General features: G+C 66.8%; 9 protein-coding genes. 2 read left to right on the forward strand and 7 right to left on the reverse strand.

Annotated features, from left to right (window positions below; all coding sequences use genetic code 11):
* Positions 1-3 precede the first annotated feature (3 nt).
* The 4 genes from KY501_RS09465 to KY501_RS09480 form a co-directional block, all read right to left on the reverse strand.
* Positions 4-1056, reverse strand: coding sequence for a hypothetical protein (locus KY501_RS09465; protein WP_224362367.1), 1053 nt, complete (start codon positions 1054-1056; stop codon positions 4-6).
* On the reverse strand, positions 1056-2870 hold the full coding sequence (locus KY501_RS09470) for a DUF1549 domain-containing protein (protein ID WP_224362368.1): 1815 nt from the start codon (positions 2868-2870) through the stop codon (positions 1056-1058). Before KY501_RS09470 ends, KY501_RS09465 begins: the two co-directional genes overlap by 1 nt.
* Positions 2871-2969: 99 nt before the next feature.
* Complete coding sequence (locus KY501_RS09475) at positions 2970-3323, reverse strand: hypothetical protein (RefSeq protein WP_224362369.1); 354 nt, start codon at positions 3321-3323, stop codon at positions 2970-2972.
* A gap of 110 nt (positions 3324-3433) precedes the next feature.
* Positions 3434-4132: a hypothetical protein gene (locus tag KY501_RS09480; protein ID WP_224362370.1), complete on the reverse strand. Its 699-nt coding sequence runs from the start codon at positions 4130-4132 to the stop codon at positions 3434-3436.
* Between the two features lie 261 nt (positions 4133-4393).
* On the opposite strand from KY501_RS09480, the gene KY501_RS09485 reads away from it, so the two are divergent.
* Positions 4394-6553 (forward strand): carbohydrate-binding protein, encoded by a 2160-nt coding sequence (locus tag KY501_RS09485; RefSeq protein ID WP_224362371.1) that lies wholly within the window; start codon positions 4394-4396, stop codon positions 6551-6553.
* 25 nt (positions 6554-6578) lie between these two features.
* On the opposite strand, the gene KY501_RS09490 is transcribed toward KY501_RS09485, so the two are convergent.
* Both KY501_RS09490 and KY501_RS09495 read right to left on the reverse strand, forming a co-directional pair.
* Positions 6579-8861 carry an eCIS core domain-containing protein gene (locus tag KY501_RS09490; RefSeq protein ID WP_224362372.1) on the reverse strand — a complete coding sequence of 761 codons (2283 nt, stop codon included), beginning with the start codon at positions 8859-8861 and terminating at the stop codon, positions 6579-6581.
* A 141-nt stretch (positions 8862-9002) separates the two neighbouring features.
* The gene (locus tag KY501_RS09495; RefSeq protein ID WP_224362373.1) at positions 9003-10058 is read right to left on the reverse strand and encodes a hypothetical protein; all 1056 of its coding nucleotides are present in this window, start codon (positions 10056-10058) and stop codon (positions 9003-9005) included.
* A 153-nt stretch (positions 10059-10211) separates the two neighbouring features.
* Here KY501_RS09495 and KY501_RS09500 point away from each other — a divergent pair, with 153 nt between their 5' ends.
* The gene (locus KY501_RS09500; RefSeq protein ID WP_224362374.1) at positions 10212-11372 is read left to right on the forward strand and encodes a sensor histidine kinase; all 1161 of its coding nucleotides are present in this window, start codon (positions 10212-10214) and stop codon (positions 11370-11372) included.
* 58 nt (positions 11373-11430) lie between these two features.
* On the opposite strand, the gene KY501_RS09505 is transcribed toward KY501_RS09500, so the two are convergent.
* The gene (locus tag KY501_RS09505; RefSeq protein WP_224362375.1) at positions 11431-11889 is read right to left on the reverse strand and encodes a hypothetical protein; all 459 of its coding nucleotides are present in this window, start codon (positions 11887-11889) and stop codon (positions 11431-11433) included.
* Positions 11890-11898: the final 9 nt, after the last annotated feature.

Raw genomic sequence — 11898 nt, forward strand, 5'->3', positions numbered from 1 at the left:
GGCTCAGTAGGTGATCCACAGCGGGTGACGGACGAGCGCCGCGCAGGTGCCAATCCAGGCCAGGCGCGTGTTCTGCGCTTCGAGCGGGAGATAGACCTGCGTGTACAGCGCCTGCGCCTCTGCTTCCGAAGGCGGCTGTCCGAGCATGCGCAGGTAGAGCGAGCGCAGGTTCTTCTGCACCGCGTCCGGGTTCTTGGCCGAGGTGTCGGCGAGCGTCACGTGGCGCAGCACCGCCTTGTTGCCGCTCTTGTCCACCGCGCGCGCGCACCAGGCCTGCGACATCTGCACCAGCGCCTGTCCGGCGGAGGGACCGAAGTTCGCATCCTTCTTGCGGTACACGAGCGAGTTACCGCCTCCGAGCGCCTCGAACCGCTCGATGGTGCGTGAGTCGGAGATGTACTGGCCCGAGATACCGGGCGACCAATCCCCGGGCCATACGAAGAACCTGCCTCCGGCCACGATGTACGCACTGTCGCGCCAGTCGGTGGCGCTGGTGCTGACAAAGTCCTCGAGCGTGAGCCCGAGCTGAGCCATCAAGCTCACCACCATTTCCTCGGCGGACAGCCGACGGACGGTGAACTCCCCCGGAGCCGGGGTCTCCAGCTCCGCAGGAGGGGCAGGCAGATCGCGAATCCAGGCCTCCACCTTGTCGATGGTCAGCGTGACGCGGCCGTTGGCGATGAGCTCGCTGTAGGGCTGACCGGGCGGCATCTGGGGATAGCTTCCGGGCGCGACGCCCTTGAGCAGCTGGATCAGCATGCTGTTCTCGGGGTCACCGCGCTTCACATACTTCTCGTTGTACACGAGCCCGCTCTCGAACGAGGTGAGCGAGGCGAAGAACGGCTTGTTGCCGGTGAGGTGGCAGCCCTCGCACGCGGGCGCGAGCGCCAGCCGGATCTCGTCGTTCTTGCCCTTGGCCTCGCAGTTCTCTTCCTCGGTCGGCCTGTCAGGGGGATTCCTCGACTCCTCGGAGTTGGCCGAACCGAAGCAGGCCCCCAGGGTGAGAGCCAGTGAGGCCAGCGCAGCGGCCCCCAACATCGAACGCAGGGTGCTCATCACAGGCCCCTCCTCAGTTCGGACTGTTCGAAGAGGTAGCGGATGAAGGGCCGCAGCTTGCGATCACGTGAGACGAACTCTCTCGCGAGCTTGTCGATGAAGCCCTTCTCGGTGGCCGGGTTCAGCTGCCGGCCGATGAACATCGCGTAGATCCTCCGCGCGGCGCAGCGATCGAACTCTCCCGAGCGGACCAGGAGCTTGCCGAACCCCAGCGGGCCCATGGTTCCATCGCCATGCTCACCCAGCAGCGTGTAGGACTCGGGCATCGTGTCGAGCAGCACCGCTTCCGGGTTGGCCTTGATCTGCTCGGGGGTGACCGGGGTCAACACGGTGTTGGGAACGAACGCGTTCTTCCAGCGAAGCCCGGGGGCGTTGCCGGTGTGCGGATACTGCCCGGACAGCCACTCCTTCGTGACGCGGTGACGGCCCACGCCGGGAATGAAGGGCCACGGGACGTAGTAGCTCTGGAACGGGCTGAAGTCCCACCGCTTGAACGAGATCGCCGCGGGGTCGAGCGTCTTGTGGCAGTGCAGGCACGTTCCGCCAGTCGCGGGATCCGTCTCGAGCGGAGGGAAGTGCACGTCCGCGGGAGGCGGCGAGAAGCTCTGGCAGGCGAACATCTCCAGGAAGCGCGCGGCCCGGACTCGCTCGCGCGGGAACGAGGACATCGAGCCCATCATGGTCAGCACCCCGGCGGTGGGAATCCCCTTGGGCGGCTCGGTCGTGGTGCGCGGATCGAAGCGGTAGGTGCGCTCGATACTGCCAGAGGGCGTCTTGCCTTCCGTGAGCGAGAGGTGGAAGGGCTCCAGGTCTTCGACCACGAACTCGCGCCACGCCTGCGGATCGTTCGGGTTCGGGTGCAGCGGGTCGCGAGGGGCATCGCCCACATCCGGGCGCCACCACGTCTTGTTCGCATCCACCACCGCACTGCCCATGTACCGGCCGAAGCGCACGTAGAGCGAACGCAGCCAGTTGGTTCCCACTGAGTAGTTGCCGATGACGAGGTCCGAGAGCGGCCGGTCGTGCCACGCCAGATGCGCGAACAGGCGCGCGGGCTCCTCGTACGGGTGGCGCCGTTGAATGCGCATGTCATGGGTTCCCAGGGTGTTCAGGCCGACGAGCGGCGAGCACCACACCAGGTTCGGTCCACAACCGCAGCCGTTGGGCAGGACGGGATCATAATAGCCGCCGTACGCGATGCCGCAGTCGACCGGCTGCCCATTCGAGTCGAGGATCGTCGTGACGGAGGAGCCGGCCTTCCCCAGCACCTGGACTGTCGTGCCCGGCGCCCACCAGGGCTCGACGGCGTTCACCTCGGGCACGGCGGGATTGCCGTCCGCGTCCTTGTCACTGCACTGCTGGCCCGAGTCCTTATCCTTGAACTCGTTCGCGTGGTAGTACGCGCCCTGGTGCAAGGTGTTGCTGGGGCACGCGAAGAGGTGGCCGGACATGTCGCCCTGGTACGCGTCGCCGGCCGCGCCGGTGGTGTACGCCCCCACCGCGAGCCAGTCGTGCCCGAAGTTCACCATCCGCTCGTAGAACTTCGGCGAGGCGAGCACCTCCTCGAGCGTCGAGCGCAGGAGCGATTCTCGCGCTTCAGGCGTGGCCGCGGCCGCCATCGCTTCGTACTGCTCGACGGTCGGTGTGGCCCCAGTGAGCCCGAGCACGATGCGCCGCAAGACGCGCGTGTCGCTCATCTGATCGTGAAGAGCCTCCTCCTGAGGCTCCTCGGGACCGCATTGCTGGGCGTGCGCGTCGGCCCCGACGAATCCGGCCATCGCGAACAGCACGGTCAGCACGGCCGTGCTCTTCATGTGCAGTTGCGAGTGCATAGCGGAGACACTGGTGAGCAAGTTGTTGAGGGGTAAAGGATCACGATCGCTGGCGGTGTACTACCTCGGTCTGACCACGCCTCAGGGAACGCAGGTGTGGTTGATGCATGAAGGAGAGGACGTGCCCGTGCAGTACGGGACGCACTCCGCATCCGACGCACAGCGCACCCCCTGGCAGTGCGCACTCCCTCCGCCCCCTCCACCACCCGTCGAGGTGTATCGGCACGCACGGTTGAGGCAACTCACCGTGTAGCCCGTGCAGGGAGTGCACTCGCTATCGTCGAGACAGCGCGTCGACAGGCAGAGTTGCTGTGACACCTCGTCGCGGACCGCGGGCTGAGCTCCCATCTCCTCATCCGTGGTGGGACCACAGCCACTCAGGACTGCCACAGCGAGCAACAGCGAGGTCAGCACCGCGGACGTCATCTTCTTCATGGGCATGGCTCCGTGTCAGATCAGGTCCAGATCCGTAAAACTTGAACTCTCTCCGAATCTGGAAGTATCCGTCAAACCATGCCGCCGTGCCTACCGTTACCGCACTGGCCTCAGTGCGACCGCGGCGGCTCCTCGTCCTCGGACTCCACCGCCAGGTTGCGGGACACCTCCCGCAGTACCTGGAGAAACTCCTGCGCTTGATCGAGCGGGATCATCTCGAAGTCCATCAGCGTCTTCCCGCCCTCATTGCGCATCAGCACCCGCGTGTGCTTGGGAAACCGGCTGAGGATGGCCTCACGGATGCGCTCGTAGCGCGCCCGATCCGCCTCGGAGATGGGCAGGTAGGTGTGAGGCGAGCGCGCATGCTCGAGGGCCTTGCGCAGCTCCTTCGTGGAACAGCCCGCGAAGCGCTTGGGCTTCAAGTCTCCGTTCTCCTGCGGCACCACGATGAAGGTCGAGCCCGGCTCGTCGGCGTTCAGCGTGATCCGAGCGGCCTTCTTGTACTCGAGCAGCTGTTCGAGGCGCATGACGCCAAAGCGCGAGATGACCTCCGAGCTGAACTCGCGCGCCACAGCGCCCGCTCGCAGCAGGGTCTCGCGCGAGATCCCCGGGATGTTGTCGCGGAAGAAGTCCACGGCGCTCTTGTACGGCGTGCCCTCCAGCAGTTGGCTGTCCGCGACGTAGTTGTGGAGCTGACCCAGGAGGAAGGGGTTGCGCTCCCCACCCGCCAGCAGCTGGCGCATCGTCGTGAGCGCCTGCTCCTGGGTCAGTCCTGAGTAGGGGTTGGTTGGAGTTGTGGGGGTGGACATCGAATGCAGGCTCCTGTGGGAAGAGGTGGAGCCACAGCTCGAGCAGAAATCGAGCCACTCCCCTGCCCCAGGAAAAACGGGACCTTGAATGAACCTGCGAGTGAGGCCCATCCCGTGCGGGAGACCGAGCGTCCGCAGCCAGAGACTCCGTCCTTCGGCTCAAGCAAATCTTGAATTAACAGATTTTCAAGATTATCAAGCCTTCCCCCGCGTCTCATGCGCTCGGTCCGCCGGGCGGGAGACCCAAGCCAGGAGGACCGAGTGGCCGTGAACTTCGAGAAGATGCTGAGAGGCCGTTGGCTGCTGAGGATGGGGTTGGGGAGTCTGCTGCTGGGCGCCTTCGCCTGCGCGCCCGAGAGCGAGCTGTCTCCGTCACCGAACGCGAACCCGGCCAGCGACGTGCGGGTGAGCCAGCTCCCGCTGAAGCTCGGCATCCAGGGCATCACCGCGGGCAGCTACACCCAGGTCTACGTCGCGACGAACGCCAGCGACGGCAACCAGGCCACCTATTGGGAGGGAGCCGCCAACGCCTATCCCAACTGGCTCCGCGTCGACCTGGGCAGCGCCAACAACGTCAACCAGGTGGTCCTCAAGCTGCCCACGGCCTGGGGCGCCAGGACCCAGACGTTGTCCGTGCTGAAGAGCGCCGATGATGTCACCTATACCCAGGTCCTCGCTTCGGCCACGTACACGTTCAGCCCCAGCGCCAACACCGTCACCCTGAACTTCACGGAGACCAGCGCGCGGTACGTGAAGCTGAACTTCACCGCCAACTCGGGCGCCACCGGAGGTCAGGTCTCCGAGTTCGAGGTGTACGGCACTCCGCCCACTGCCTCGCGCTCCGCCTTCGAGCAACGCGCTGCTTCGAGCTACGACAGCCAATCGGGCACCCAGTTGGAGGCCGCCAGCGAGGGCGGTCAGGACGTCGCGTACATCGACAACGGTGATTACATCGCGTTCACCAACATCGACTTCGGCAGCGGCGCGAACACCTTCGAGGCCCGCGTGGCCAGCGCCGCCTCCGGAGGCAATATCGAGGTCCGCCTCGACAGCGTGACCGGAACGCTCGCGGGAACGTGCTCGGTCCCGGGAACCGGCGGATGGCAGGCGTACGTCACCCGCTCCTGCACCATCAGCACCGTGAGCGGCGTCCACACGCTGTACCTGCGCTTCACCGGCGGCACCGGCGCGCTCTTCAACCTCCTCTGGTTCAAGTTCTCGGCTGCGGCGTCCAGCGGCGGAGACGTCGTCGGCAAGCTGTTCGCGGGCTACCAGGGCTGGTTCAACGCGAGCGGTGACGGCTCGCCGAACAACGGCTGGGTGCACTGGTCGAAGAACAGCAGCGCCCCCACCGCCAACTCCAACGTCAACTTCGAGATCTACCCGGACCTCAGCGAGTACACGAAGCTGTACCCGACCAACCTCGCGAACCTGGGCAATGGACAGGCCGCCCGCCTCTTCTCCTCGTACGACGCGGAGACCGTCAACAAGCACTTCGAGTGGATGCAGACCTACAACATCGACGGGGCCGCCCTGCAGCGCTTCGGCGCCGATGAGAGCGACGCGCCCAACGGCTGGAGGACCAACCGGGACAGTGTCGCCGTCAAGGTGAAGAACGCGGCGGAGACCTATGGCCGGAAGTTCTACGTCATGTACGACATCACCGGCTTGAACCCGAGCACCTGGCTGAATGCGGTCAAGCATGACTGGACGACCAACATCGTCAACACCATGCATCTCACCTCGTCCTCCGCCTACGCCCGGCAGAACGGAAAGCTTGTCGTCTGCGTGTGGGGAATCGGCTTCACCGATCGGCCCGGCACCGCCGCAGAGGCCGCGGACCTCATCAACTGGTTCAAGGGCCAGGGCCTCTACGTCATCGGCGGCATCCCCACCTACTGGCGCACCGGCATCAACGACTCGAGGTCGGACTTCGAGAGCGTCTACCGTTCCCTGGACATGATCTCCCCGTGGTTCGTCGGCCGCTATGGCGGGCTCGACGGCGCGGATTCCTACAAGACGAACCAGTGGCAGCCCGACTTCGCCTACACGCAGCAGTATGGAATCGCCTATCAGCCGGTCATCTGGCCGGGCTTCTCCTGGGCCAACCTGGCCGGAGGCCCCCGGAACCAGATCCCGCGCCTGCACGGCGACTTCATGTGGCGGCAGGCCTACAACCTCAAGAGCCTGGGCATCTCCACCGGCTACGTGGCCATGTTCGACGAGTACGACGAGGGCACGGCCATCGCCAAGGCGGCGGAGAACAGCTCGATGATCCCCACCAACCAGTTCTTCCTCACCCTGGATGCGGATGGGGTGTCCGTGTCATCGGACTTCTATTTGCGGCTGGTGGGAGACATCAACCGGCTGTTCAAGGGGCAGATCCCCCTGACCGTCGACCACCCCACGAGCCATCGCTGAGCCCGGAGCAACGAACCCGGCACCCTCACGGTCTGTATTCCCAGTGCCACGCCTCGGTCGCCAGCGGCTGGAAGTGGAAGTCCGCGGCGTGCTCCACGAGCCAATGGTGGAACCAGGACGCTCTCCAGAGGGCGTTCTGGGCCGTGCTCGCTCCCAGCGCGGTCCCCCCCTGGACCGTGGTGAAGTCCACCGCGATCCCGTTCGTGTGGTTGCCGAACCCAGGAGCGGCTTTGCGTGACGTGTAGTGGGTCACCATGATCCGCACCGCGGCCGGCCCGTGCTCGCCTCCTGGCGCGGCAGTACGCTCCGCCTGCGTGGCGCTGTAGTAGTCGGGGAAGAGGCGCTCCCAGATGTTGAGTTCCTCCGTGGCGCCGCGATACGCCGAGCCCACTCCGATGCGGCCCGCCCCCGTGGCGAGCGTGTCGTGGGCGGCCTGTGCCGTGGCGAGATCAGCCCGCGCCCGCGCCAGGAGCGACGTCAAGGAGGGCGCCGCGTCCCGGTGCAGCCGGCCTCCCTCGACCCGCTCGAGGTCCTCGTCCGCAATGCCCATGTGGAACTCGCGGCCCCGCGCTCGGGCGGCTGCGACGTGGGCGTTGTACACCTGGCGCTTGAAGGTGGTCTGTTCGGCGCTGCCGAAGGCACCGAGCTGCGTGTCGGGGAAGGGCGTGCCCCCCACCGGTGACGAGGCCGTCCCCACCGCAGGGGGCTCACGCGCCACGATGCCGGAGACGAGCCCGAGCATGTGACTGGCTCGATTCAGATTCTCCTGTTGCCTCGCCGAGAGTTCCGCTGGCTGAGTGGTGAGCGCGGTCCGGATCGCGCCGAGCACGGCGGCCCCGTCTCGCTGGGAGGCGAGCAGCGAGACCTGGGTGTTGACCGTGGCATTCATGAACGCGAGCGCGACGTCGAACTTCCTCTCCGCAACCCGGTTGAGGACCTCGAGCACGAAGGGCCGAGCCTCGACCGGATTGGTGATCGTGCGCGTGGCGAGCGACCTACCCTGAGCGTCGGTGTCCGGGGTGGCGGTCAGGAAATCGGTGACGGCCCGCTGGAGGTCGGCCGCTGGCGGTGCGGTGACAGCCGCTGCCGGCTGCTCCAGCAAGGGCCCCCACGCCGCATCGAACGTCGAAGACAGCGACTGGATCAGGTCCTTGTTGACCGTCGCCACTCCGGCGGAGTCGATCTCGACGGGCAGGGGGAAACGCAGGCCGCCCGCCCACCCCGTCATCGCAGGCGCTGGCTCCGAGAGCACTCTCAGGTAGTAGCGGTTGTAGACCAGCAGCCCTCGCGCGAGGTCATCGGCGGTGAGCGGCCCGGTGACGACGGGCGCTGCCTCGCCGGGAGGCGTGAACGGCTCCGCGGAGTTCCAGAGCGGAAGGAGGAGCGTGGCCAGGTTCCGCAGCGTCATCGACTGGCCGACGATGGCCGACAGCCGATTCCGCGTGTCGACGAGCAACCCACCCTGTCCCGAGACCGGACCGATGCGCGTACTCGTGACCTGGAGGGGCCAGAACTGCACGCCGGATCCCCGCACTGTCCCGGTCCGCAGCACGGCCGCCGTCTCGCGGCTGTTCTCTCGTCCGATGAAGGGAGCCGCCGTGTGTCCCTGGATGGCTCCCACCCCAGACGAGCCATCCACCTGTGACGGCCCGGCCGATGCGCCTCGGTCCGCCACGCCTTGTTGCACCACATGGGTGAGTTCGTGGGCGAGGAGCCGGCGGCCGGCTTCGCTGTCCGGCTGGTACTGGCCCGCGCCAAAGACGATGTCACGACCGATCGTGTACGCACGCGCCTGCACGCCGCGCGCCGCCTCCGCCGCCTCGCCCCCGACATGCACTCGTACCTGACCGAAGTCACGGCCGAACCGCGGCTCGAAGTGGGAGCGCAAGGGGCCCGGCAGCGGCATGCCCCCGCGCTCGGCTGCGCTGATGGCTGCCTCCGTATCCAGCGCAGGCTCGGGGTTCGCCCAGGACTCGTGCTTGGGCTGGATCGTCCGGTTCTCCTCGTCGTCCGCCTCCGAGCAGATGGCGCGCTGCAACGTCCTCGGCCCGGTCCCGATGGGAGCAGGCTCCGCCATCCGCATCACCTGCTCGGCCACATCGTCCGCCTCGCGCTCCAGCTCACTGCCAGGGGCACTGACGGCCGGCTTGCGCTGAAGCCGCGCGGCACCCGTGCCAGCACGGTTCAGCAGCGCGAGTTGGAGCGAGAGCTGATCTACGGGCGGCGACTTCACCGGAGGCTGTGCCGCGGCCTTCGGTGAAGAATCCTGCGCTCTCGATGCTGGAGGCTTCCGGCCAGAAGAGAACATGCAGGGCTCCCCCACGAATGAGCATCCCGAAGCCTATGTCCTGCCAACGCGCCCGACGAGGGGCACATTCCGTCTCACCCAGCCATGTGCGCAAAGGTAGCTCACAGCCCGATTTCCCGGGCCGTGTTGAAGCCATCCTCCTCAGCGCCACTCCGGCTCGACCGCGAGCCTGCACTCGGCGGCTCCATCCCGAGAGCGGTAGAGCACCGCGGCGATCGATCGGCCCAGTTCCCGGCACAGCACCTCGAAGGCGCGACGGCGGGCGCCACCCACCACCTGGCGGGTCGGCGAGCCGATGATCTGCTGGTGGATGAAGCAGTTGTACCCGAGCAGCCGCCCATCCGAGCCGAAGACGGTGATTCCATCCATGCCGACCATCCGGCGGAAGAGGCTGCCGTAGGCAACCAGCGCCAGCGCATCCGCCTCGGAGTGGTGGGCCTCGTAGCGGAGCGCCCGCTCGCCGAGATCGATCGGCTCCCCGAGCCAGATGCCATCCATGAGCAGATCCGGCGGATGCTGGCGGTGGTCCAGCACCGCCACGAGCGCGCCATGGCCACCGCTGATCACGTCCACGCCCAGCCGGTAATAGAAGGCCTTGAGCCGGGGGCGCAGATCCTCCTTCACATCGCGGGTGACGGAGTGGACGAAGCTCTTGATGACCCGCATGGGGTTGCTGGCGAGATCCACCGAGCCCGAAAAATCGAAGTACAGGTGCGCACCAGCCGACCCGCGCACCTCGACGACGCTCTCGCCCAGTTGGGTGATGCCGACCAGGGGCGGCCCGTCCTCGGGCAACAACCGGATGGCCTCGAACGAGGTGAAGCGCAGCGGCGAGCGGTCCGTGCAGAAGATACCGAAGCGCAGTTGCCCCTCCCGGATGAGCAGGTAGATGGCCCACTGGCGGCCCTCGGCCAGCGGCGCGCAGCTCTTCAGCGCCACGCGAACCGTCTGCATGGTGCACGGCCCCGAGCCGAGCTCGATAGGGCTGCTCCCATTGGTGCCCTCGAGCAGCTCCTTCAGCTCGCGCCCCACGAAGACCAACGGCGCCAGCGGGAAGCCTTCCTCCTTGAAGTTGGAGACCTGGACCACGGCCTCCACGAGGATCTCCGTCGCGGCCTCCACATCCGCGCCCAGGGGACGGGCCAGCGGCATCATCTTCTCGGACAGGACAGGACGAAACGACAGCAGGGCATCCATACCCCGCAGTCTCTCTCCATCCGGAGTCATAGACCAGGAGCAAGGATACGACACTGGCAGCGTTCGCTCGGTTACACCCCGGGTTGGCGGTGGCTCCAACCTGATTTTGAGCCGACCCGAGCGCCCCGAGCGGAAGCTATACTCGCGCCTCTCATGACCCGCCAGCGTGTACGCCTGCTGCTCGTCGAGGACTCCTCGGATGACGAAGTGCTGCTGATGCATGAGCTGCGGGACTTCGGCTTCGACGTCTCCCATATCCGGGTCGCGACACGCGAAGAGTTCCTGAGAGCGCTGGAGGCGGGCCCCTGGGACGCCATCATCTCCGACTACATGCTCCCGGGGTTCAACGGGCTGACGGCGTTCTCCTCCGTGAAGCAGCGAGGGCTGGATGTGCCCTTCCTCATCGTGTCAGGCGTCATCGGGGAGGAGACCGCCGTGGAGGCGATGAAGGCCGGTGTCCACGACTTCCTACTCAAGGACAAGCTGGGGCGCCTGGGGCCCGCCCTCACCCGCGAGCTGCGCGAGTCCGCCGTCCGGGCCGAGCGCCGCAGCATGCAGGAACAGCTCCTGCTGTCGGACCGGCTGGCTTCCCTGGGCATGCTCGCCGCGGGCGTGGCCCATGAGATCAACAACCCGCTCACCTCGTTGATCATGAACCTGGACCATGCCCTGAACGCGGTTCCGGAGCAGCAGCTCTCCCTGGAGGGCGAGCAAGCGCTGCGCAACGCCTTCGAGTGCTCCCTGCACATCCGGCAGATCGTCCGCGACATCAAGGTCTTCTCCCGCCCCGGTGAGCAGCGGCTCGGGCCGGTGGAGCTGCACGAGGTGCTCGACTCGGTGCTACGCATGGCCTGGCACCAGGTCTTCCACCGGGCCCGGTTGGTCAAGGAGTACGGGCAGAACATGCTCGCCGTGGGCAACGAGGCGCGGCTGGCGCAGGTCTTCCTCAACCTGGTCATCAACGCGGCGCAGGCCATTCCCGAGGGCCGCAGCAGCACGCATGAGATTCGCGTGGTGACGCGGCTGGAAGGGGCGGACGCGGTTCGCGTGGAGATCCACGACACGGGCCCCGGCATCCCGCTCGAGCTGCAGGAGCGCATCTTCGAGCCCTTCTTCACCACGAAGGACTCCGGCGTGGGCACGGGGCTCGGGTTGGCCATCTGCCGCCGCGTCGTCAGCGAGATGGGAGGCCGCATCGGCGTGAAGAGCCAACCCGGCCAGGGGAGTACCTTCTGGGTCCACCTGCGTGCCGCCCAGTCAGCCCTCGACGCAGACGCGGCCCCCCGCACCTCGCTGTCGGGATCCGAAGCATGACCCCGAGAACCAGCGCGTTCCCTGCGCTGGCTCTCCGGAGAGCATCTCGGATGTGCGCTCAGTTCTCCGCTCGCGGCTCGATGACGGCCTGGCAGGTGTTCGCGACGCAGCGGGCTCCTGTCCACGGAATGCACGTGTTCTGCATCGCGCAGACGGTGGGCGTCTTGGCGCAGGCGCTGGCCGCGTTCACCGTGAGCGCCTGCGAGAGGGCCTTCTCCGCCCTCACCGAGACGGCGACCGGGCAGATCTCCTGGCAGGAGATGCTCGGGTTCACGAGCTTGCAGTCCGCGTCCGTCGCGCACCCCTGCTGATTCTTCCAGACGAGGTTCATGACGCCCTGGACGAGGTCCTGCTTCGCCCGGAAGCACGCTTGAAGGGCCTCGGTGGAGATCCCCTCGGCGGAGGCGGTCTGGGTGGCCTCGGCGGTGGGAGAGGACTGCGGCGACTCGGTCCCTTCGACACACCCGCCCAGGAACAGGACCGCGACACAGCACAACATGAGTTCAATCTTTCGCATGGTGTCTCC

It is taken from the genome of Hyalangium versicolor (assembly GCF_020103695.1).
GTDB lineage: Bacteria > Myxococcota > Myxococcia > Myxococcales > Myxococcaceae > Hyalangium > Hyalangium versicolor.